The organism is Bacillota bacterium (genome assembly GCA_030019365.1).
Classification (GTDB): domain Bacteria; phylum Bacillota; class Sulfobacillia; order JACIYH01; family JACIYH01; genus JACIYH01.
Map to the genome: position 1 here is coordinate 39,221 of JASEFA010000008.1, position 22,937 is coordinate 62,157.

19 protein-coding genes are annotated in these 22,937 nt (G+C 70.1%); all 19 read right to left on the minus strand.

All coding sequences use genetic code 11. From position 1 onward, the window contains the following. Nucleotides 1-2: 2 nt before the first annotated feature. The 19 genes from hslU to QME70_11050 all read right to left on the minus strand — a co-directional run bounded on the left by hslU (nucleotide 3) and on the right by QME70_11050 (nucleotide 22,929). Nucleotides 3-1,400 (minus strand): ATP-dependent protease ATPase subunit HslU, encoded by a 1,398-nt coding sequence (hslU, locus tag QME70_10960; protein MDI6895093.1) that lies wholly within the window; start codon nucleotides 1,398-1,400, stop codon nucleotides 3-5. A 69-nt stretch (nucleotides 1,401-1,469) separates the two neighbouring features. Beyond that, nucleotides 1,470-2,024 carry an ATP-dependent protease subunit HslV gene (gene hslV, locus QME70_10965; GenBank protein ID MDI6895094.1) on the minus strand — a complete coding sequence of 185 codons (555 nt, stop codon included), beginning with the start codon at nucleotides 2,022-2,024 and terminating at the stop codon, nucleotides 1,470-1,472. Nucleotides 2,025-2,099: 75 nt separating this feature from the next. After that, nucleotides 2,100-3,062, minus strand: coding sequence for a tyrosine recombinase (locus QME70_10970; GenBank protein MDI6895095.1), 963 nt, complete (start codon nucleotides 3,060-3,062; stop codon nucleotides 2,100-2,102). A gap of 172 nt (nucleotides 3,063-3,234) precedes the next feature. Beyond that, nucleotides 3,235-3,714 carry a HEPN domain-containing protein gene (locus tag QME70_10975; protein MDI6895096.1) on the minus strand — a complete coding sequence of 160 codons (480 nt, stop codon included), beginning with the start codon at nucleotides 3,712-3,714 and terminating at the stop codon, nucleotides 3,235-3,237. Further along, nucleotides 3,711-4,199, minus strand: coding sequence for a nucleotidyltransferase domain-containing protein (locus QME70_10980; GenBank protein MDI6895097.1), 489 nt, complete (start codon nucleotides 4,197-4,199; stop codon nucleotides 3,711-3,713). The genes QME70_10975 and QME70_10980 overlap by 4 nt, the downstream gene beginning before the upstream one ends. 87 nt (nucleotides 4,200-4,286) lie before the next feature. After that, complete coding sequence (gene topA, locus QME70_10985; protein ID MDI6895098.1) at nucleotides 4,287-6,458, minus strand: type I DNA topoisomerase; 2,172 nt, start codon at nucleotides 6,456-6,458, stop codon at nucleotides 4,287-4,289. A gap of 87 nt (nucleotides 6,459-6,545) precedes the next feature. Beyond that, on the minus strand, nucleotides 6,546-7,550 hold the full coding sequence (gene dprA, locus QME70_10990; GenBank protein MDI6895099.1) for a DNA-processing protein DprA: 1,005 nt from the start codon (nucleotides 7,548-7,550) through the stop codon (nucleotides 6,546-6,548). Between the two features lie 103 nt (nucleotides 7,551-7,653). Continuing rightward, nucleotides 7,654-8,955, minus strand: coding sequence for a glycosyl hydrolase family 18 protein (locus tag QME70_10995; protein ID MDI6895100.1), 1,302 nt, complete (start codon nucleotides 8,953-8,955; stop codon nucleotides 7,654-7,656). A 128-nt stretch (nucleotides 8,956-9,083) separates the two neighbouring features. Further along, a complete protein-coding gene (locus QME70_11000) occupies nucleotides 9,084-10,286 on the minus strand; it encodes an electron transfer flavoprotein subunit alpha (protein MDI6895101.1) in 1,203 nt (400 codons plus the stop codon). A 12-nt stretch (nucleotides 10,287-10,298) separates the two neighbouring features. Beyond that, a complete protein-coding gene (locus QME70_11005; GenBank protein MDI6895102.1) occupies nucleotides 10,299-11,084 on the minus strand; it encodes an electron transfer flavoprotein subunit beta/FixA family protein in 786 nt (261 codons plus the stop codon). A gap of 6 nt (nucleotides 11,085-11,090) precedes the next feature. Next, a complete protein-coding gene (locus QME70_11010; protein MDI6895103.1) occupies nucleotides 11,091-12,248 on the minus strand; it encodes an acyl-CoA dehydrogenase family protein in 1,158 nt (385 codons plus the stop codon). After that, the gene (gene selA / locus QME70_11015) at nucleotides 12,215-13,645 is read right to left on the minus strand and encodes an L-seryl-tRNA(Sec) selenium transferase (protein MDI6895104.1); all 1,431 of its coding nucleotides are present in this window, start codon (nucleotides 13,643-13,645) and stop codon (nucleotides 12,215-12,217) included. Before selA ends, QME70_11010 begins: the two co-directional genes overlap by 34 nt. A gap of 89 nt (nucleotides 13,646-13,734) precedes the next feature. Continuing rightward, a complete protein-coding gene (gene glyA / locus QME70_11020; GenBank protein ID MDI6895105.1) occupies nucleotides 13,735-14,988 on the minus strand; it encodes a serine hydroxymethyltransferase in 1,254 nt (417 codons plus the stop codon). A gap of 102 nt (nucleotides 14,989-15,090) precedes the next feature. After that, nucleotides 15,091-16,665: a YifB family Mg chelatase-like AAA ATPase gene (locus tag QME70_11025; GenBank protein ID MDI6895106.1), complete on the minus strand. Its 1,575-nt coding sequence runs from the start codon at nucleotides 16,663-16,665 to the stop codon at nucleotides 15,091-15,093. Then, the gene (locus QME70_11030; GenBank protein ID MDI6895107.1) at nucleotides 16,666-17,526 is read right to left on the minus strand and encodes a histidinol-phosphatase HisJ family protein; all 861 of its coding nucleotides are present in this window, start codon (nucleotides 17,524-17,526) and stop codon (nucleotides 16,666-16,668) included. After that, nucleotides 17,523-18,155, minus strand: coding sequence for a ribonuclease HII (locus tag QME70_11035; protein MDI6895108.1), 633 nt, complete (start codon nucleotides 18,153-18,155; stop codon nucleotides 17,523-17,525). The genes QME70_11030 and QME70_11035 overlap by 4 nt, the downstream gene beginning before the upstream one ends. Then, the gene (gene ylqF, locus QME70_11040; GenBank protein MDI6895109.1) at nucleotides 18,155-19,021 is read right to left on the minus strand and encodes a ribosome biogenesis GTPase YlqF; all 867 of its coding nucleotides are present in this window, start codon (nucleotides 19,019-19,021) and stop codon (nucleotides 18,155-18,157) included. Before ylqF ends, QME70_11035 begins: the two co-directional genes overlap by 1 nt. A gap of 229 nt (nucleotides 19,022-19,250) precedes the next feature. Next, entirely contained in the window at nucleotides 19,251-21,935 is a 2,685-nt protein-coding gene (locus tag QME70_11045; protein MDI6895110.1) for a prepilin-type N-terminal cleavage/methylation domain-containing protein, read from the minus strand. Next, nucleotides 21,925-22,929: an ATPase, T2SS/T4P/T4SS family gene (locus QME70_11050; GenBank protein ID MDI6895111.1), complete on the minus strand. Its 1,005-nt coding sequence runs from the start codon at nucleotides 22,927-22,929 to the stop codon at nucleotides 21,925-21,927. Before QME70_11050 ends, QME70_11045 begins: the two co-directional genes overlap by 11 nt. Nucleotides 22,930-22,937: the final 8 nt, after the last annotated feature.

Genomic DNA, 22,937 nt, shown 5'->3' on the forward strand with positions numbered 1-22,937 from the left:
TGTTACAGGATATACCGGCTCAAATCGGTGTCCTTGACCAGGTCAGCCAGCTTCTGCCGCACATAGTCGCGATCGATGACCACCCGGTGGGGACCCGCTTCGCCCGCTTCGAAAGAGAGATCCTCAAGTAGCTTCTCCATTACAGTGTGCAGCCGCCTGGCCCCGATGTTCTCGGTCTGCCCGTTGACCTGCCAGGCCAGCTCAGCTATCTCGTCCAGGGCTTCCTGGCGGAACTCCACCTCCACCCCCTCGGTGGCCAGCAGGGCGCGGTACTGCTTGACGAGCGAGTTCTGCGGCTCCACCAGGATGCGCTTGAAATCCTCCTTGGTGAGAGCTTTCAGTTCCACCCGGATGGGGAAGCGGCCCTGCAGTTCCGGGATGAGGTCCGACGGTTTGGAAATGTGGAATGCCCCAGCGGCGATGAACAGCATGTGGTCCGTCTTCACGGCGCCGTACTTGGTGTTGACCGTGGAGCCCTCCACGATGGGGAGGATGTCCCGCTGCACTCCCTCCCGGGAAACGTCCGGCCCCACCCCGGCCTCCCGCCCCGCGATCTTGTCGATCTCATCGATGAAGATGATGCCGTACTGCTCTGCCCGGTAGATGGCGTCGGCTACGGCGGCATCCATGTCTATCAGTTTCTGGGCTTCCTCCTGAGCCAGGATGCGCCGGGCCTGGGCCACCGTCACCTTCCGCTTCTTCCTGCGCTTGGGCAAGATGCCTCCGAGCATGTCCTGGAAGTTGATGCTCAGCTCTTCGGCCCCGGCCGCGGAAAAGATGTCGACCATGGGAGACGAGGTGTCCTCGACCTCGATCTCCACCAACTCCCCTTCCAGCTCGCCCCCGGCCAGCCGCCTTTCCACGATGCGGCGCTCGGCCCGGGCCTGGCGCAGCCGCTCTTCGAAATCGCCGGGCTCGACCCGCTCGTGGGTAAGCTGCCCGAACAGGGCCTCCAAGGGGTTGCGGGGCGCGGGTTCGCGGTGAGGCAGAGGGGCCAGGATCTCCAGCAACCGCTCCTCGGCCAGCTGCTCGGCCCTCTCCTTCACCTCTTCCATGCGTTCCTGCTTGACCATGCGGATGGAAGCCTCCGCCAGGTCGCGCACCATGGCGTCCACGTCGCGGCCCACGTACCCCACCTCGGTGAACTTGGTCGCCTCCACCTTCACGAAGGGGGCATTGACCAGCCTGGCCAGGCGGCGGGCGATCTCGGTTTTGCCCACCCCCGTGGGCCCGATCATGAGGATGTTCTTGGGAGCCACTTCCTCCTGCAGTTCGGGCGGTAGCCGGCGCCGCCGCATGCGGTTGCGCAGAGCGATGGCCACCGCGCGCTTCGCCTCGTCCTGCCCGATGATGTACCTGTCCAGCTCAGCCACTATCTGGCGGGGAGTGAGATCGTCCACACCTGTGCCCCCTTGCCGCTGCCCGTCACACCCATTGCTGTCCCGTCATGGCCCGCGCGGGCTCGCCCCTCATACCGTTTCCACCACGATCTGCTCGTTGGTATATACGTCGATGGAAGCCGCAATGCGCATGGCCTCCCGCGCAATCTCGGCCGGCCCCAGGTCGCTGTGCCGTACCAGGGCCCGGGCTGCAGCCAGCGCATAGGGACCCCCCGACCCGATGGCGGCAATGCCGTCGTCAGGCTGGACCACCTCCCCCGATCCCGATAGCAGGAAGAGGTGGTCGGCGTCCATCACCAGCAGCAGCGCCTCCAGCCGACGCAGCACCCGGTCGGTACGCCAGTCCCGGGCCAGCGCCACCGCAGCCCGGGCCAGGTTGCCGTGGGATTCCTGCAGCTTCCCCTCGAACTTCTCGAAGAGGGTGAAGGCATCGGCTACCCCGCCCGCGAACCCGGCCAGCACCCGACCCTCGTAAAGACGGCGGATCTTTTGCGCCCCGTGCTTGACCACCGTGGGGGTCGCCCCCGGCAGGGTTACCTGGCCGTCGCCGGCCATGGCCCCCTGCCCGCGGTGTCGCACGGCCAGGATGGTGGTACCCATCATGGTGCTGCCCGCCCGACTCATCTCCCGCTCATCCCCCCGTCCATCCCGCGTTCCACCCCGGGCATCCACCCACTCCCGTCCGCCCCGTCCATCTGCTCATTCCTTCCCGGCCCGGGGGTGGGCCCGCTCGTATACCTCCCGCAGGCGGGAGGAGTCGACGTGGGTGTAAATCTGCGTGGTTTTCACGCTGGCGTGCCCCAGCATCTCCTGCACCGAGCGCAGGTCGGCTCCTCGCTGCAGGAGGTGGGTGGCGAAGCTGTGCCGCAGGGTGTGGGGGGAAACGCGCCCGCCCACGTCCGTCCGGCGCACGTACCCCTCCACGATACGCCTCACGCTCCGGTCCGACAACCGCCCGCCCCGGCGGTTCAGGAACAGGGCTGCCCTGGCCGTGCCCCGGGATGCGCTACCCGTACCGCGTGCTTCCCCGGCCGCGGCCCGGGCACGAACCAGTGCCGGCCTGCCCCGGCTCAGGTACTCGTCCAGCGCAGCGATGGCCTGTGATCCAAGAGGGACGAAGCGTTGTTTCTTCCCCTTCCCCCGCCTGACCAGCACGAACCCGTCGGAGTAGTCGACATCGCCCACGTCCAGAGCCACCAGCTCTGACACCCGCAGGCCGCAGGCGTACAGGACTTCCAGCAGGGCGCGGTCCCGGAGGCCCAGAGGAGTGGTGGCGTCGGGCATCCCCAGCAGCCGCGCCACCTCCGGTATGCCCAGGTACGAGGGAAGTCGCCGCTCCCTCCGGGGAGAGAGCAGATCCCGGACCGGGTTTTGGGGGACAGCCCCTCGCCAGCACAGGAACCGGAAGAACGAGCGCAGGGCGGACAGCTTGCGGTGGACCGTGGCGCGGTCGTAACCCGCTCTCATCATCCAGCCCAGGAACTCTCGCACCAGGTTCCTGTCCACCCCATCGAGCGCGGTAACCCCGCGCTGGGAAGCCAGCGCCGCGAACTGGGAGAGGTCGGTCGCATACGCGGTCACCGTATGGCGAGACCCTCCGCGGGCGGAAAGGCAGTACGCCAGAAACTCATCCTGCCACCGGTCCCAGTCAGCCCGAGACACAGCCAACCCCCTAAGCCTGAACACGCACAATACTACCATAACTTCAGAATTGATTCCAGTGCATAACGCTTGTCACGCGTGCAACGGTTGCCAGAGCTTGCTATGCCGGCATAACCAAAATACCCGGCCCCAGAAACCAATTGTCCCGTGGCCAGAGCAGCTTGCCGCCGCGTCAGGCCTCTCCCTCGCGGGCTGCCTCTTCCGCCGGGTCGCTATCTTCGTGGGCCGGTCGCGGTGGTGCGGGCAACGGGATGACCTCGCCTGCGGCCAGCACCACCGCACGCGACTCGCGAATCGCCCGCTCCGCATCGTCGCGGGTATACTCCGCCGTGGGGACAAAATCCACGTCGCCATAAAAGGCCAGTTCCCGCTCCTTGCGGAGCCACTTCGATGTGCCGGCCAGGGTCTCTGCCTGAGCTCGCACCCCATCCGGGAGGAGGTCTCTGAACTCGAGGAGGAGCCCGCCCACATCATGCTGCTTGGGTGGGTCGATCCCCAACTGACGGAGAATGGCCTTGAGGGCGAGTTCCACTACCTCCTGAGCCTCCCGCACAACGTCCGAATAGGCTTCCTCATCTAGCAACACCCCGAGGATCTTAAGACGAGCCCTGGCCTTGATAAGGTAACTCTGGGCGAGAGTGAGTGGGGTCATGCCCGAATCACGTCCTTCCAGTCGAAATGGGGGGTAAGATCCCAGTACCACGCGCCCCGCCAGCGTACCTTGCGCGCTCCCGTCCGGGCCAGACTCCGCCTCAGTTTCGCCAGGTAGTCCGAAAGGAAGTGTCCCCGGTCGAAGAGGATGCGGGCCTCTTCCACCATGTCGAGGAACAGGGGACTCCCGATCAGGACCTCCGCTGGCGTCTTGAAAACAGGGGCCAGGTCGGTGTGAATGCCCTGGCGAACGAGCGGGCGGATCTCCCCCCCCAGCCGCTCCTCAATGGCCTGGAATTCCTGAACGCGCCTGACTCTGCCGGCGGGAAGGGGATCGGCTACCACCAGCAGGTCCACGTCGGAGAAAGGGCCGGGCGTGCCCCGTGCCACCGACCCGAACACGGCCAGCGATACCAGCCGCTCGCCGTAGTGCCGGCTGATTTCTTCTCCTGCCCTGCCCACCAGGTGCTCAAAGGCTTCCCGCATCATGCTGAACTCCCCAGCGATCCTACCACAACCTGGGTGTGATGCCAAGCAGGCCCGCAGGCGGTACAGCGGGTCCGGGAGATGGAATCAACGGGAGGCCCGGTCGGACGGTGGCTGCGGGGTTCCGGCGGGGGGACGGGTGCGGTAGCCGCAACGGGCCCCGCACTGCAGCACCGTCCCGCCCTTGCGGCCCACTTCCACCAGGAAGTGACCACAGCGCGGGCATTTCTCGGGGACGGGTTTGTTCCAGATGACGTAGCGACACTCCGGGTACCGTTCACAGCCCCAGAAAGTGTGACCCTTGCGGCTCCTTTTCTGCACCAGTTCGCCCCGGCCGCACTCGGGGCACGTCACCCCGCTCCTCGCCACCAGAGGCTGGGTATGGGTGCACTCCGGATATCCGGAGCAGGCCAGGAACTTGCCATAGCGCCCCCGCCTGATGACCAGTGGTCGACCGCACACCGGACATGTCTCCCCGGTTTCCTCCTCCGGTAGCTGCACCCGGGGCATGTCTTTCTCAGCCTGCTCCAGGGAAGCCGAAAATGGTTTCCAGAAATCCTCCACCACGTCCCGCCAGGAAACCGCCCCCTCCTCCACCCGGTCCAGGCGCTCCTCCACCCGGGCGGTAAAGTCCACGTCCATGATGCCCGGGAAGTGCTCGCGGAGCAGATCCACCACCACCATGCCCAGGTCGGTGGGAACCAGGCGTCCCCCCTCCCGCTGCACATACTCCCTTTCCTGCAGGATGCTCAGGATGGGAGCGTAGGTGCTGGGTCGCCCGATTCCCTTCTCTTCCAGGGTCTTCACCAGGGTGGCTTCGGTGTACCGGGGCGGCGGCTGGGTGAAGTGCTGGGCGGGCTCCAGGGAAACCAGGCTCACCACCTCTCCCTCGGCGAGGGGCGGCAACTCTCCTTCTTCTTCCTCGGCGGGCGCTCCCTCGTCCCGGCCCTCACTGTAAAGCACGAGAAACCCGGGAAAGCGCAAGGTTGACCCTGCCGCCCGGAACTGGTGAGTATCCGCCTCCAGCTCCACCAGAACCTGATCGTAGACGGCATCGGTCATCACCGAGGCCAGGAACCGCTCCCAGATCAGCCGGTAGAGCCGGTACTGCTCGGAGGTCAGATAGGGGCGCACCGAATCGGGATCGCGCTCCAAGGAGGTGGGGCGGATTGCCTCATGGGCACCCTGCTCCCCGGGCCTGCGTGTGCCCGACCGGGCCCTTCCCGCCGCGAAGTCCTCCCCGTAGCGGCTCCTCACCAGGGCGGTGGCGGCCCGCACCGCCTCCTCGGCCACCCGGGTGGAATCCGTGCGCATGTAGGTGATGAGACCGGTGTGCCCCGCCGGCCCCAGATTCAGGCCCTCGTAAAGCTGCTGGGCCACGGCCATGGTGCGTCGCACCGCGAACCCCAGCTTGCGGAAAGCCTCCTGCTGCAAGGCGCTGGTGGTGAAGGGCGGTGCCGGGCCACGCCGCCGCTGGCGCCGGGTGACCTTCGCCACCCGGAACACCTGCCCCGCCACGGCCTCCATGACCGCTCGCGTATCGTCCTCAGAGCGAAGCTCCACCTTCTCGCCCGCCCGGCCCCAAAAGCGGGCGTCAAAGGGACGGTCGCCCGCCGTCTTCAGGTGGGCGACCAGGGTCCAGTACTCCTCGGGTCGAAACTGCTGGATCTCCCGCTCGCGGTCCACCAGCAGGCGCAGGGCCACCGACTGCACCCGCCCCGCCGACAGCCCCGCGCGCACCTTCTCCCAGAGCAGGGGGCTGAGCTTGTACCCCACCAGCCGATCCAGGATGCGGCGGGCCTGCTGTGATTCCACCCGCTTCATGTCCAGGGGACGGGGCTGCCTGATCGCTTCGCGAACCACCTGGCGGGTGATTTCGGGGAACTCCACCCGCAGGGCCTCGCCGTCCTTCAGGGAGAGCAGTTGGGCCAGGTGCCAGGAGATGGCTTCACCCTCCCGGTCGGGGTCGGTGGCCAGCACCACCTGCGGCGCCCGCGAGGCTTCCCGGCGCAGGGCTTCCACCACCTCCCCTTTGCCCCGGATGGTTATGTAACGCGGGGTGAAGCCGTGCTCCACGTCCACCCCCAGCCGGCTGCGGGGCAGGTCCCGCACGTGGCCCATGGACGCTATCACCCGGTACTGTCTGCCCAGGAACTTCTCGATGGTACGGGCCTTGGCCGGCGACTCCACTATGATCAGGGGGCGTCCCCTGTCTGACCCCTGCTGCCGGCCGGCCCCACCGCCGCTGCTCTTCGCCAAGACATCCCCCTCCCGGCAGCGTCGGAGGTGCCCTCCGCGCCGCTAATTATACACTATGCCGGCATCTGTCAATCCCCGCGGAGGTCCTCACCAGGTGCGCACGTAGACCTGGCCGGGCAACCGGCGGACCAGTCCTTTGAGTTCCAGGGACAAAAGCACCGCCCCGAGATCTCCTGCCGCCAGCTGACTACGGGAGTGTAGCCGATCGTAGCTGGAACCCTGCTCCAGCAGGTCCCAAACCAGTTGTTCCCTGGGCTCCATCTCCGGTGGCCCGGCAGGCTTCACCCCCTCGGTGCCCAGCACAACCAGGATATCTTCCACCCCCTCCACCAGGTGGGCCCCGTCCCTGATCAGGCGGTTGCACCCCGCGCTCTCCTTGCGGGTGATGGGGCCGGGAACGGCCATCACCGGCCGCTGCAGCTCATCAGCACAATCGGCGGTGATGAGGGCGCCGCTCCGCAGGGGCGCCTCCACCACCACTACCCCCTGCGCCAGGCCGGCGATGATGCGGTTGCGGGTGGGGAAATGGTGGGGAAGAGCATCGGTACCGGGTGGGTACTCGCTCAGAACCGCCCCCCGGGTGGCAATGTGCGCGCACAGGGGCCGGTTTTCCGCCGGATACACCCGGTCCAGCCCCGAACCCAGCACCGCTATCGTCCGCCCGCCCGCGGCCAGCGCTTCCCGGTGGGCGCAGGTGTCGATGCCGCGGGCCAGCCCCGACACCACCGTGAGCCCCGCCCGGGCCAGGTTACGGACCAGGCGCCCCGTCACCTCCACCCCGTAGGTGGTAGGATGCCGGGTGCCCACCACCGCCACCGCTTTCTGGTCCTCCGCCCGCACTTCGCCCCGGCAGTAGAGGATCAGCGGGGGATCGGGCATCTGCCGCAGCCAGGGAGGATACTCCCGGTCCCAGCGGGAGAACACCCGGTATCCCAGCCGCCAGGCCCGCTCCACGTGCGGGGACGGACTGGTGAGGCGGGGGGGATGGGCCAGGATGGCCGCAATCTGCTCTTCGGGCACGCCCAGCTCCCGCATGCGGGCCGGGGAGGCCTCCCAAACCGCCCGGGCAGACGACACCGCCCCCCGCAGCACCTGCAGCCACCGCCGGGAAACGCCGGGCAGCCGCAGCAGTTCCGCCAGGTAATGAATGTCTTCCGCGGCACCCGCACCTCCCCGGGGTGACCCGTCGCCGGAGTCAACGGAGACGTTCGTCGATAAGAGACCAGATCTCAGGGACCTCCGTGCCCAGCCGCCAGATGGTGATGCCGCCCAGCCCCAGCTCCTTCACCAGATCCAGCTTGGGAGCCAGGGAGTACTCATTCTCGTAGTAGACAACCCGGCTCGACCCGGCCCGCACGTACTCGTAGTAGGGCGCCTGGGCCCAGTCGTCCCACTGGTGGTAAGCGCCGCTTTGAACCGCCAGGTAGCGGGCCCGGAAGGCAGGCAGCGCCACACCCCGGCTGGTCCCGGCCAGCCACTCGTAGCCGTACGCGGCCAGCCCCAGCCACACCTTCTCCGGGCCGGCCGCCCGGGCAGCGTACGAGGCCACCTGCCGTACCCACTCCAGCGGGGCCACCGCCCCGGGCACGCTGCCCGCCCAGTGATAGTCGTAAGCCATGGGGGCGATGAAGTCCGCGAGGCGGGCCAGCGCCGGGTAATCGTAGGCACCGTTCCAGGCCGGATCGTCGTCCCCCGTCTTGGGGGGAAGGGCCAGGGCCACCTGCCTCCCCGCCATATGTAGAGCCTGCGCAACCTCGCCGACGAACAGGGCGAGGGCCGAGCGGTCACCGGGCACCACGTTCTCCAGATCCAGGATCACGCCCGTGTACCCGTGCTTCAGGCACAGGTCCTTCAGTGACCGGGCTGCCCTCTGCCGCGCCGTACTGGAAGACAGCAACTGGTGGGCCAGCCGGGCGTCGAACCCCTGGGGGCTCTCGTTGGTCACCACCATCCAGCCCCGGGTTCCCGTCTGGCGGCAGAAGGCGAGCACATCGGGATCAGGGTCGCCCGACACGTACCCGTAGGGATTGAGCCGGAAGGAGAAGTCGCCCACCGCAGTGAGATGGTTCCCGTATGACCGGAGGGATTCCGGGGCGCCCGGCCCGTAGAAGTACCCCAGCACCACGGGACCCCCGGCGGTCACGTCCCGGAGAGCGGCCCGGGTGACAGGTCCCACGATGCCGTCGACCGTCAGGCCGCGGGAGCGCTGGAACGCCCTCACCGCCCCCGCAGTCCGGACTCCAAACATCCCGTCGACCGGGCCCGGGTCGAACCCCGCCCGCTGCAGGCTCTCCTGCAATTCCACCACATCGGTGCCGCTGGCACCCTGCGCCAGCAGGTGAGCTGCCAGCGCAGGGGGCGTTCCCCCCAGCACAGCGACCACCGCTGCCACCAGCAGCCACCGCAGCGCCACGCGCACCGCGTGCTCCATCGTCAGCGGGCGCCTGGCACCCACCACCTCCGCCCCGGACCCCCTGCCGGTTCCTGTCGCTTTCATACCCGTGTTCCTCCATTGCTGCTGTATGGTGACCAGAAATGGGTTCCGCGACAATATCTGGGACTATCCGACAGGATTGTACATGCCTGGGGCTCCGCTGTCAATAGCGCGCCGTCACGCGCGCGCCGTCACGACCTCCTTCGCTTTATACCCTCGATGAGAGCCGGGATCACGGCAAACAGGTCTCCCACGATGCCGTAGTTGGCCACCTTGAAGATGGGGGCCTGGGGGTTCTTGTTGATGGCCACGATGACGTCGGCAGAATTCATCCCCGCCAGGTGCTGGATGGCACCGGAGATCCCCACCGCAATGTACACTTTGGGTGCCACCGTCTTGCCCGTCTGGCCCACCTGGTGGTAGTAGGGGATCCACCCCGCGTCTACCGCCGCCCGCGAGGCCCCCACCGCCCCGCCCAGCAGGCGCGCCAGCTCGAAGAGTAACTGGAAATGCTCGGGCCCACCCAGGCCCCGTCCCCCAGACACGATGATGTCGGCGTCCTCCAGCTTCACCGTCTCGATGACTTCCTCGGCATACTCCAGCAGGCGGGTGCGTCCGAGGAGCCGGGACCCGTCCACCGGGAAGGTGACCACCTCGCCCTGCCGGGAGGGGTCGGGGGCCAGGGAACGGAACACCCGGGGACGGGCGGTGGCCATCTGGGGCCGGTGGCGCGGGCACACCACCACCGCCATGAGGTTGCCCCCAAAGGCGGGCCGTGTCTGCACCAGTACGCGGCGCTCGGGGTCGATGTCCAGCCCCGTGCAGTCGGCGGTGAGCCCCGTGCCCAGCCGGGCGGCCAGCCGGGGGGCCAGGGAGCGCCCCAGGGCAGTGGCGCCGAACAGGAAGATCTCGGGCTTGCGTTCCCCTACCAGGTCCGCCAGGGCGGTGGTAACCGGCTCCTCGCGCAAATCACCCAGGGCGGGGTCCTCCACCACCAGCACCCCGTCCGCCCCCCGCGCGACCAGTTCGGCCGCCAGGGGGGCCACGCCCTCCCCGGCCAGTATCGCCGTCACCTGCGTCCCCAGGCTTTCCGCCAGGCGGCGGGCCTGCCCCAGCAGCTCATACACCACCGGGGCCACCTGGCCCCGCCGGTGTTCCACGAACACCCACACCCCCTGGCCTTCGCCCACTTCCCCCCGCCCCGTCACCACCACCTCGATGGCTTCCGCCGGGCAGGCGGACACGCAGGCCCGACACAGGTTGCAGGCGTCACCGATGCGGGCAGTCCCCTCCCGCATCTGGATGGCCCCCGTGGGGCAGACTCCCACACAGGCCTCACACCCGGTGCAGAGGTCGGCCAGCACCCGGATGAGATCGCTCATGTCTCCCGCCATCAGCAGCACCCCCTATAGTACACCGACCGATTGCAGCCGGGAGAGCAGGACCTCTGCCACTTCCTCGGGGGAACCCTCGATCATCTCGCCCCGCCGCTCCACCTGGGGGACAAATATCTTCTCCACCGTGGTGGGGGAACCGCGCAGCCCCAGCACCTCCTCGGGGAGACCCACGTCGGCCGGGGTCCACACCGGAATGGTGGTGCGGCGCGCCTTCATGATCCCCTTCAGGGAGGGGATGCGGGGCTGGTTGATATCCTTCACCACCGTGATCAGGCCAGGCAACGACATCTCCACGGTTTCCACAGCACCCTCCACCATGCGTTCCAGCACGGCGCGCCCGGGCTCCAGTTCCCTGATCCTGCGCACGTAGGTGACGTGGGGGATGTCCAGGAGCTCTGCCACCTCGGGACCCACCTGGGCGGTGTCGCCGTCGATGGCCTGCTTGCCGCAGATGATGAGGTCATACGGCTCCAGCCTGCGCACGGCCGCCGCCAGCGCCCGCGAGGTGGCCAGGGTGTCGGCTCCCGCGAAGGCCCGGTCGGAAAGCAGGATGGCCTCGTCCCCACCCAGGGCGATGGCATCCTGCAGGGCCTCCCGCGCCTGCGGCGGGCCCATGGTCATCACCACCACCGTGCCCCCCAGGCGCTCCTTAATCAGCACGCCCTCCTCCAGGGCATAGGTGTCGAAGGGGTTGACGACGCTCTTCACCCCTTCCCTGATGAGGGTGTTGGTTTCCGGGTTGATGCGCACCTCGGTGCTCTCGGGAACCTGCTTGATGAGAACGATGATCTTCACCGCGGGTCACCCCTTCCGGGCGCTCTCGCGCAGCAGTTCCTGGGCGATCACGTTACGCTGGATCTGGTTGGTGCCCTCGTAGATCTGGGTGATCTTGGCGTCCCGCATGAGCTTCTCCACGGGGTAGTCGCGCATGTAGCCGTAACCGCCCAGGATCTGGACGGCATCGGTGGTAACCCGCATGGCCACGTCGGAAGCGAAAAGCTTGGCCATGGCCGATTCCTTGGCGAAATCCTTCACCCCGGCGTCGACGGTGCGGGCCGTGGCGTACACGAGGGCCCGGGCCGCCTCAACCTGGGTGGCCATGTCGGCCAGCATGTGCCCGATGGCCTGGAAGGTGATGATGGGCTTGCCGAACTGCACCCGCTGGCGGGCATAGGCCAGAGCCCGGTCCAGGGCCCCCTGGGCCAGCCCCACCGCCTGCGCCCCCACGCCCGGCCGGGCCCGGTCCAGGGTGCGGATGGCGATGGCGAAGCCCTGTCCCTCGCGGCCCACCAGCTGAGTGGCCGGGACCCGGCATTCGGTGAAAACCACCTCTCGGGTGGCGGAAGCCCGGATGCCCATCTTCTTCTCCTTGCGACCGAATCCCAGTCCCGGCGTACCCTTCTCCACCACAAAGCAACTGGCCCCCCGCGGCCCCTTTTCGGGGGCGGTGAGGGCGATGACGGTGTAGATGTCGGCTTCACCGCCGTTGGTGATCCACTGCTTGGTGCCTTCCAGCACGTAGAAGTCTCCGTCCCGCCGGGCGGTGGTGCGGATGGCTCCCGCGTCGGACCCCGCCTCCGCCTCGGTGAGGCAGAAGGCGGCCAGCTTCTCCCCCCCGGCGACGGCGCGGATGTACCTCTGCTTTTGCTCCTCGCTGCCCGCCAGCAGGAGGGGCATGATCCCCAGCCAGTTGGCGGCATAGGACGTGGCCACGCCCGGGCAGGCCCACGATATCTCTTCCACGGCCAGGCACGTCTCCAGCACCCCTCCGCCCAGGCCGCCGTACTCCTCCGGGATGGCCACCCCCATGAGGTCGGTTTCCCCGAACCACTCCCGCAGCTGGGACGGGAACTCCTCCCGCTCGTCCAGCTCGGCCGCCACCGGCAGGATGCGCTCCCGGGCCACCCGCCGGGCCAAATCCTTGATCATCTTCTGTTCGTCAGTGAGGAAGTACTCCACTGGCTCACCTCCGCGTTCAGCACCGCCGCCACCTGGTCGGCCACACCCGGCAACTCCCCGTCCGCCAGGGTGCGCACGTCCAGCAGGACCTGCTCTCCCTGCACGCGCCCCAGCACGGGCACCGCGGCGCCCCGCAGCGCCTCCGCCAGCCGGGAAGCCCCCCGCGGGGAGCAGACGGCCACGGCATAACCCGGCAATTCGACGCCCGGAAGCGATCCTCCTCCGGGCGTGGACCGCGCCGGTACCACCCTCAGCTCACCGGGGGCACCCGGCAGGAGACGCCGCCGGATGAGGCGGCGCAGGCGCTCTGCCCGCCTCCGCAGGCGGTCGGGGTCGGCTCTCAGGCTGGCCAGCACGGGGATGTTTGCGGCGGGATCGGGCTCCAGGTAGAGGGCCAGGGTGGCGGAGAGGGCGGCCAGGGTCATCTTGTCCACGCGCATGGCCCGCAGCAGGGGATGGCTGCGCAGGCGGGCCACCAGCTCAGCCCGGCCCACGATGATGCCGGCCTGGGGACCCCCCAGCAGCTTGTCCCCGCTGAAGGTGACCAGGTCTCCCCCCCGGGCCACCACCCGTGGCACCACGGGTTCGTCGCCCACCCCCTCCCCCGCCAGGTCGAAGAGGCAACCCGAACCCAGGTCGAACATCACCGGAATGCCCCGGGATCGCCCCAGTTCCACCAGTTCGGGCCACTCTACCTCGGAGACGAAACCCTCCATGCGGAAGTTGCTGCGGTGCACCTTGAGCAGGAGTGCCGTCTGCGGGCCGATGGCCCGCTCGTAGTCCCCCCGCCGGGTGCGGTTGGTGGTGCCCACCTCCACCAGGTGGGCGCCGCTCTGGGCCATCACCTCGGGGATGCGGAAACCTCCCCCGATCTCCACCAGCTCGCCGCGCGAGACCACCACCTCGCGGTCGCGGGCCAGGGCAGCCAGGCAGAGCAGCACGGCGGCGGCGTTGTTGTTCACCACCAGGGCGTCCTCCGCCCCCGTGAGCAGGCGCAGCAGCCCCACCGCGTGCACGTAGCGGGTCCCCCGCTCCCCCGCCTCCAGGTCGAACTCCAGGTTGCAGTACCCGGTGGCGGCGGCCGTTACCGCCTCCAGGGCGGAAGGGGCCAGGGGCGCCCGGCCCAGGTTGGTGTGCAATACCACGCCGGTGGCGTTGTAAACCCTGCGCAGGGGGAAGCGGGCACCGCGCAGGGCGGCCGGCAACCGCCCCCTGATCCAAGCGGCGGGGTCGGCCACCTGCTCCCCCCGTTCCAGTTCCTCCCGCAGGCGCGCGGCCAGTTCCCCCAGCACGCGGGACACCAGCAGCTGCGGGTAACCCCGGGCCGCCTCCTTCACCCCGGGATCGGCCAGCAGGCTCCCCACGGCCGGGATCAGGCGCCGGGCGTCTTCTCCCACCTCATTCCCCCTTCCGCTGCCAGATCATACCACGATGGACCGGTCAGTGCCAGGTTCTGCTGCCGGACCCGGTGCGTCCCGCGCTCGCCCTAGGCGGGAAACCCCGGGTAGATCGGGAACGAGGCACAAAGCTCTTTCACCTGCGCCCGTACCCGGGCCGCCGGCACCCCGCGCAGGAGGACGGCTCCGATGAGGCGGGCGATGAGCCGCATCTCCTCTTCCTTCATACCCCGGGTGGTGACCGCGGGCGTGCCCACCCGAATGCCGCTGGCCACTTTGGCTCCGCGGGTGTCGAAGGGGATGGTGTTCTTGTTCACGGTGATGCCGGCTTCCCCCAGCATCTCCTCCGCCTTCTTGCCGGTCAGCCCCCGCACCCCCACATCCACCAGCATGAGGTGGTTGTCGGTGCCTCCCGACACCAGGCGGAATCCCTCCCGTACCAGCTCCTCCGCCAGCACGCGGGCGTTCTTGACCACCTGCTCCTGGTAGCGGCGGAAATCCTCGCCCATGGCCAGCTTGAGGGCCACCGCCTTGGCGGCGATCACGTGCATGAGGGGGCCCCCCTGGGTGCCTGGGAAGACCGCGCGGTCGATATCCGCCGCATAGCGAGCCCGGCAGAGGATGAGCCCGCCGCGGGGACCCCGCAGGGTCTTGTGGGTGGTGGTGGTGACGAAGTCGGCGTGGGGCACGGGGGTGGGGTGCGCCCCGGCCGCCACCAGGCCGGCGATGTGGGCCATGTCCACCATCACCATGGCCCCCACCTCGGCCGCGATCCCGGCGATGCGCTCGAAGTCGATGAAACGCGGGTAGGCACTGGCGCCCGCCACGATGAGCCGGGGCCGGTGCTCCCGGGCCAGCTCCGCCATGCGCTCGTAGTCGATGGTTTCCGTGTCCGGGCGCACCCCGTAGGGCACAAAACGATAATACTTGCCGGATATGTTCAGGGGATGGCCGTGGGTCAGGTGCCCGCCGTGGGTCAGGTCCATCCCCATCACCGCGTCGCCGGGCTCCAGGACGGCGAAATATACGGCGGTGTTGGCCTGGGCACCGGCGTGGGGCTGCACGTTGGCGTGCTCGGCGCCGAACAGCCGCCTCGCCCGCTCCCGGGCCAGGTCCTCGACCACGTCCACGTATTCGCAGCCGCCGTAATAACGGGCCCCGGGCACGCCTTCGGCATACTTGTTGGTGAGCACCGAGCCCTGGGCCCACATGACCTCGGGCGGGGCGTAGTTTTCCGACGCGATGAGCTCCAGGCCCTCCTCCTGGCGGCCCAACTCCTCCGCCAGGGCCTCCGCTACCTCGGGGTCCACGCGCCGCAACCCTTCCGCACTGTACCGTTCCATGTTGCGCCTCCTGGGGTGGGATACGCTCAGCCGCGATGGGCTCCGTTCCCTGGTGTGATGCGGGTCAACCACGTTGCATTTCGCTGCGCGGACGACGTTCCCCTACCGGGCCGCGGGCGGGTCTGCGAGCGCTTGCCCGAGCTCCCCGGGGGCCGCCTCCGGGCGCAGGAAGGCCGGGCAGCGGAACTGGAGGGCCTGCCCCACGTGTTCCACGCCCACCTGCGCCCGCCCGTCCAGGTCGGCCAGGGTGCGGGCCACCTTCAGCAGGCGGTAGTAGCCGCGGCCAGTCAGCCCCAGCCGGGCGAAGCCCTCGGCCAGCACCTTCTCCGCCTCGGGAGTGAGCCGGCAGAAGGCGGACACCTCGCGGGGACCCATCTCCGCATTGAGACGCTTGCCCGCCGGCCGCAGGCGGTGGGCCTGGCGCTGGCGGGCCAGGAGGACCAGGGATCCAACCTCCCGGGAGGGGGGACCACCGGGTGCGTCACGCCATTCGTCCCAGGCCATGCGCCGGACCTCCACCTGGAGGTCGATGCGGTCCAGGAGGGGACCGGACATACGGTCCCAGTACTGGTGCACCTGCTGGCCGGTACAGGTGCAGGGGTACTCGGGGTCGCCCAAGCGGCCGCAGTGGCAGGGGTTCATGGCCCCCACCAGCATGAAGCGGGCTGGGAAGGTGACCCCCTCGCCCAGCCGTCCCAGGGTGACCCGACCCTCCTCCAGCGGGCCCCGCAGCGATTCCAGCAGGGGACCGGCGAAACGGTTCATCTCGTCCAGGAAGAGCACCCCCAGGTGGGCCAGGCTCACCTCCCCGGGTCTCACCGGGTGCCGGCCCCCTCCCACCAGGGCGGCCCGCCCCAGGTGGGGGTGGGGGGCACGCCAGGGGGGCTGGTAGAGCAGACCTCCCTCTCCCCCCAGCAGCCCGGCCACACTCCAGATCCGGCTCACCTCCAGAGACTCCTCCCGGGAGAGGGGAGGCAGGAGCCCGCGCAGGCAGGAGGCCAGCACCGTCTTGCCCGCCCCCGGGGGCCCCACCAGGAGCAGGTGATGCCCGCCGGCCGCCGCACACACCAGCGCCCGCTTGGGCAGCTGGTGGCCGCGCACTTCCACCAGGTCGGGGGCTTCCGCGGGCGTTACCTCAGACACCTGCCGGGGAGGCACCGGCAGTTCCCTTTCTCCCCGCGACCAGGCCACCAGGTCGGTAAGGCGGTTCAGGACGAGCACCTCAAGCCCGTCCACCACCGCCGCCTGCCCGGCCCCGTCGGCGGACACCACCAGCCCCCTGCCCAGCCGGGCGGCCGTGATGGCCATGGGCAGGATGCCGTCCACCGCCCGCACCCGCCCGTCCAGGCCCAGCTCCCCCACCAGGAACCAGGAACCCAGATCGCGCGCGCCCAGCTGGCCGGAAGCGGCCAGGATGGCGGTGGCCACGGGCAGGTCGAGCCCCGGGGACCCCTTATGCACGTCGGCCGGTGCCAGGTTGACGGTGATGCGCCGCAGGGGGAAGTCCAGCCCGGAGTTACGCACTGCCGAGCGCACCCGCGCCGTGGCTTCCTTCACCGAAGTCCCCGGCAGCCCCACGATCTGAACGCCGGGCAGTCCCGCCCCCACGTCGCACTCCACCCGCACCGGCACGGCGTCCAGGCCGGTGAGGGTGCAGCCCCAGGTCTTTCCCAGCACCTAGCATCCCCCGCCCCCGCCGGGAAGGGGCAGCCCCTCGGGCCGCCTGCCGCGGAAGAAGTACACCTCCCGGAAGCCCAGGTCGCGCAACATGCCCGCCACCGCCGGGAACTCCCAGGCCAGCTGCGCAGCGCGGTGGGCGTCCGACCCCAGGGTGATCAGGCTACCCCCCTTGCCCCGGTAAGCAGCCAGGGCAGACGCCCCCGGGTGAGGATGTCCCACCCCGTGGCGGAAGCCCGAGGTGTTCACCTCGATGGCTACCCCGACCCGCACCGCCAGGTCGAGGACCTCCCCCATGCGGCCCTCCCCGTCCCTGTCCACGCTCCGCCACATGTCGGCTCCCAGGCGCAGGAACACGTCGATATGCCCCAGCACGTCGAAGAGGCCGCTCTCCACCGCGGCCCGCATCTCGTCAAAGTAAGCGCCCAGCACACTCCGCGGGTCAAACCCGCCGCTCTGCAGGACCGCGCGCCCACGGGGATCGGAGCAATCCACACCCCCCACCTGGTGCAGGGAGCCCATCACCCCATCGAACTCCTTGCCCCGCAGGAACTCCCGGACCTCCCCTTCCAGGGACCGCAGGTAGGTCACCTCCACCCCCAGGCCCAGGTGCAGCCCGGGGTACTTCTCCCGGGCCGCCTCCACCGCGCGCCGGGCGGCGTCGTAATCGTACATCCGGTACCTCTTGCCATCCGGATCTAGCTCCACATGATCGGTGAATACGATCCCGCCCAGCCCCAACTCCAGGGCCCGGCGGCAATAGGCGTCTACGGGATCGCTACCGTCCCAGGAGTGGGCGCTGTGCACGTGGTGGTCCACTGCCCACCCCAGGTCGGGGACGTTCGTCGCGTTCTCGCTCAATGGCATAGGTCCTCCTCGTCGTCTTCTCCGGACGCGCGCGGGGAGGAGAGAAAGCTCAGGCGGTGACAGGGGGAGGGCCCCAGCCGGGCCAGGGCGGCGCAGTGGTCGCGGGTGGCGTATCCTTTGTGGCGGGCGAAGCCGTATCCGGGGTAGCGGGCGTCGAGTTCCCGCATGATGGCATCCCGGTGCACCTTGGCCAGCACCGAGGCGGCGGCCACCGAGCAACAGAGGGCATCCCCGCGGATGACCCCCCACTGGGGCTGCTCGACCCCGGGCAGCACGCCCCCGTCCACCAGCAGGAAGGAGGGGCGCAACGCCAGCCCCACCACCGCCCGGCGCATGGCCCGGTAGGTGGCCGCCAGGATGCCTTCCCGTTCTATGTACTCCACCTCCACCACTCCCACGGCCCAGGCCAGCGCCCGCTCCCTCACCAGGGCGGCCACCCGCTCCCGACGGTCGGGGACGAGCTTCTTGCCGTCATCCAGCCCGGGGATGACCAGCCCGGACGGGAGGACCACCGCCGCCGCCACCACGGGCCCCGCCAGCGGGCCCCGGCCGGCCTCGTCCACCCCGGCCACCGGACCCCTGCCCTCCGAGAGGGCCAGCTCGAACCTGTAATCGGGAGCCATCAGCTTCCCCCCCGGCACACCTCTCCCGTGCCTTCCGGGCCCGGAGCCCGCTCCAGGGTGATGCGGCCCAGCCTTCCCGCCTGGAAATCGGCGAGCAGGGCCCGGGCCGCCCGCTCCGGGTCGGGAGCCCCCCCGGCGCCCAAAAACCCCCGCCGCCGCGCGATGGCGGCCAGCGCCTCCTCCGCCGCTCCCCATTCTACCCCGTAGCGCTCGCGCAGCGCCAGCCGGCCCCGCTGCGGGAGGGCCTCGAGCAGGCAGGAGATGACCCGTGGGTAGGGCACCTGGCCCCAGGGCAGCACCCCGATGGCCACCAGCGTGGTGGCGACCTCCGGCTCGGGCCGGGGAGGGAGGAGCCCGGGCAGATCCAGGGCCTCCACGCCCCCGCCCGGCCCGTCCGCCACCCGCACCCACTGCTCTCCTCTGGTGACCCCGGGCAGGGCGCCCGTGCGCGCCACGCGCTGGCCGGTGAGGCGATTGAGCAGGGAGGACTTGCCCACGTTGGATACTCCCACCACCACCAGGCGCAGGGGGCGGTGCCAGGACCGGTGCGCCAGCTTCCCCCGGCGCCCCTCCAGCCAGGCACGTACCCCTTCCAGGCCCCGCCCCGTCCGCACGTCCACCGCCACCGCCTCCTCGCCCCGGGTGGCCAGATGCGCCACCCACCCGCCGGTCGAGGCCGGGTCGGCCAGATCGCTCCGGGCCAGTACCAGCAGCCGGGGGCGCGCCTCCACTAGCTCTACCAGGAGCGGGTTGCGGGAGGCCGCGGGGGCGCGCGCGTCCGCCACCTCGAGGACCACATCCACCAGGCGCATCCTCTGCCTGAGCAGCCGCATGGCCCTGGCCATGTGGCCCGGGTACCAGCTCATCTTCCCCACCTCAATACGGGCGGCGAGAGAGGCCCTTTGCCCGGGCCGTCCCCGCGCCTGCCGCCTGTTCCCTTGCCGTCCGGGTCCCTGCTGCCTGCCCACCGCCGGCGGCCGGGGCGCCGGCCCGGCCAGATCATACGATACCTGCCCGGTCCTGGCAATCGCGGCGCGTGGGGTAGGGTGGGGGCGGGGCCTGGGGTGGCCACCGCCCTCCGTGGTGGCAGCAGGTCTATCGCCGCGCCAGGCGCACGCTCTCCAGACGAGCGGATTCCTCCGCCAGGAAGATGGCCTTCACCTCCAGGTACCTGCCGGGAGGAAGATCCGCCGGCTCCGGAGCGGCTGACGTCCAGTGAAGCCCATCGGAGGAGGCGCGGAAGCTGAGCGTCACCCCCGTCCCCCTCACCTCCGCCAGGCGCCAGCGGGTGTTCTCTTCCCCTTCCAGGCGCCAGATCACCTCCGGACGGGGCACCACCTCCAGCACTCCACCCCCGTCCGCCACCAGGTAGATCAGGCCGTCCACCACCACTGCCGTCCCGCAGGCGGGCGCGGGCAGGGGGCGGGGCATCTCCCGCACGGCGGAGCCGCCCGGCTCCACCTCCAGGATGCGGGCGGAAAGCCCTTCCCGGCCGACCCCGCCCATCACGTAGAGGCGATCCTGCCACAGGACCGCCGCCGCCCTCTCCAGGGGCAGGGGGAGATGGGCCACCTGCCGCAGGGAACCATCCACCGGGCAGAACAGCAGGACTTCGTCCAGCAGCCCTGCCGGACTGCGGCCTCCCACCAGCCATATCCCCTCCGGTGCGCTTACCGCCACCGCCTGCCCGCGGGGGGACGGGAGCCTCACCGGCAGTTCCTCCCACGAGAAGGCGACCGGATCGAACCGCAGGATGCGGTCGCTGGAGCCGGCGTCCGTGCACCCGCCCAGGACGTACACCGCGTCGCCCCAGGCCGCCGCTGCCGAACCTTCCATGGCCCGGGGCAGGGATGCCACCGCCCGGGCGGTCCCGCTGTCCAGATCCACCATGGCTATGGTGCTCAGCCTGCCTCCCACCAACGCGTGGCGGTTACGCCCGCCAAAGGTGAAAATGCGATTTCCCACCCGGGCGCAGGGGGCGTTCATGATCCGTCCGGGCAGCGTGAATCCCAGCACCCGTTCCTCCCGGTCGCGCAGGGTCAGCCGGCGAATCTGCTCCGTGGCCCAGATGCCGGGGGCCCCGCCCACCACGTAGATGTCGCCGCCCCTCCCCGCCACCACCCCCGCGTAGGTGAGGGGAGCACCCAGGGTGAGTACCGGCCGCGGGCTGCCCGGCTCCCGGCGCAACCGCAGCACCCTGGCCAGCTCGACCGCAGGGCTGCTCGATCCCCCGCAGAAATACGCTTCACCACCCCGGACGACGCCCGCCGCGCCCCAGCACCCGGGGGCGAAGGAGAGGGCCGGAGTGAGCCGATCCACGCCCCGTTCGGGGGTGTATGACCACAGGGTGTTCAGGGCAGCGGGATTCCCCGGGTTCCCCGCCGCCCCGCCCAGCAGGTACACCACCCCCTCCAGGACAGCCGCAGCGGATCGAGCCGCGCCTGCGGGCAGGCGATGCCTGGTATCCTCCACCACCCCGCTCCGGGGTGAGTACCTCAGGATGCGGTCCGACCAGCCCCGGGGCGTCTGGCCCCCGAACAGGTAGATATACTCGCCCAGCGCCACCGCCGGGGCCCCCGCCAGGGCCGTGGGGAGGGTGGTGGGGAGCTGGTCGATGGCCTCCGCGCCGGGGTCGAACGCGAAGATGGCCGGGGAGGGCGCGCCTCCCAGATAGCCGCCGAACACGTAGACCTTACCCGCGTGAGCACACGCGGTGGCTCCCGTGAGGGGGGCGGGAAAACTGCAGTTCAGCCTGCGCAGCGGTTTCCCCACTCCCTCGTACGCCCAGACCTCCTGCCCGGCCTCCCCGGGGCCGCCCCCCAGGAGATAGGCCCTATCGCCCACGGTAGCCACCGTCGCCTCCGGAGCCTCGTAGGGCAGGCGGGTTGGCAGGAGCTGCCACTCTTCGTCGGGGCCAGGCTGGTACAGGATGCCGTCGGCATTGCCCCGGCCTCCCAGCAGGTAGGCTCCCCCCGCCACCAGGGCGGCGCCCGCTCCCGACACCGGCACGGGCAGGGAGCAGCCCGGCCCCAGGGTGGGACCGTGCTCGGGGACGAGGGCACCTTCCCGCTCCCGGACACCCGCGCAGGAGAAGACCGCATCGGGCGCCGCCACCCCGACCCCCAGCTGAACGGTCTCCCCTCCTCCGGTCCCGGAGGACTCTTCCCCGCCCGCCGGAGGTCGCTGTCCCTCCCCGGGCACCTCCCCTTCCCCGGGTGACTGTCCCTCCCCGGGCGGCTGCCCATCGTCTGACGATTCCTCTCCCTCACGGCCCTGCCCGGGAGGGGTCTCCCTGGGGAATCCCGTTCCCAGGGGCGCGCCCCCCGGTTCCTCGGGCAGGAACACGATGGTGTCCGCCGCCCATGGCGGCGCCGCCGTGGTGGCAAACACCCGGCCCAGGCGGTTGATGCCGTAGTACAGCGGGAGCGGTTCACCGCCCAGGCCCGCCTGGACCGCGTCGCCGGCCGGCAGGGAGCGCAGGCCGGCCGCAAAGGGTCGCCCATCGCCCCCGGTCGCCCCTAGGTCGAGGAGAGAGGCCAGGGGCCCACCCTGCGGAAGGGACCCGCCGCGGGGGGCCTGGTCGGCCACGGGATATCTCCCCCAGAGAGCATAGAAAAGGTCGCACGCCGACTGCAGCCCCCTCATGCTGCCGCGCCAGGCCTGTACGCGGGCCCGCGGGAACATACCCGGCATGGCCCCGGCCACCACCGCGGCCAGCAGCGCCACGATGGTCACCGCCGCCAGCACCTCCACCAGAGAGCTGCCCCGGTTATTCTTCATCACGACGCAGGCCCCCCTTGCGCTCGTCCACCGGGAACTGCCGCATCCCGGGCAAACCCCGTACCAGCCGGGCCAGGGCACGGCGGCCCTGCCAGCCCCGGCTTCCGCACTCCGGACAACCCGCCCCCTGGCAGTCCCCGCACGGTCTCCTCACCAGCCTCTGCTCCAGGATGCCACAGAGGGCTACGGTCAGATGGCGCCGGTCCGCCCCCATTTCCACCAGGCGCTCGACGGCGCCCGCGGCACCCCCGGCGTGTAACGTGCAGAGCACCAGGTGCCCTCCCAGGGCGCACCTCACGGCGGCCCGGGTGCTCTCCTCGTCCCGCACCTCGCCTACAGCCAGCACCCGGGGGTCGTGCCGCAGCGCCGCCCTCATGGCCGCCAGGAACCCGAACCCCGCCCGCGGCTGCACCTGCACCTGGGTGACCCCGGGAATGGGCTGCTCCACCGGGTCCTCGACGGAAATGGTCGACTTGCCGCTTTCGGCCACCTCCTTCAGACAGGCGTATAGGGTGGTGGTCTTGCCGGAACTGGCCGGCCCGGTGATGGCCAGCAGGCCGCTACCCTCGAGCAAAGAGCGCACCTCTGCCACCACTTCGGGTTCCAGTCCCAGGTCCTCCAGCCCGGAGGCAGGCAGCCCGCCCTGAAGGCGGAGCGTGACCCTTTCCCCCTGCACGCAGGGCAGCAGGGCCACCCGCCAGGTATGCCCGTTGACCGGCAGGACACCGTCCTGGGGGCGCAGGCCGTCCAGCAGGTCCAGCCCGGCCAGCAGCTTGAGCACGCCCACCAGCCGCGGCCAGTCCCCCCCGCCCAGCGGGCAAACCTCCCTCAGTTCGCCGTCCACCCGATACCGTACCCGCACCACCCCCTCGCCCGGCTCCAGGTGGACGTCCGACGCCCCCTGCCCGGCGGCATCCTCCAGCAGGCGGTACAGGGTGTGCTCCATTCCCTTTTCGCTTTCGACCTTCGCGTCCCGCGACCGGTGAAGCCACATGACGGTAC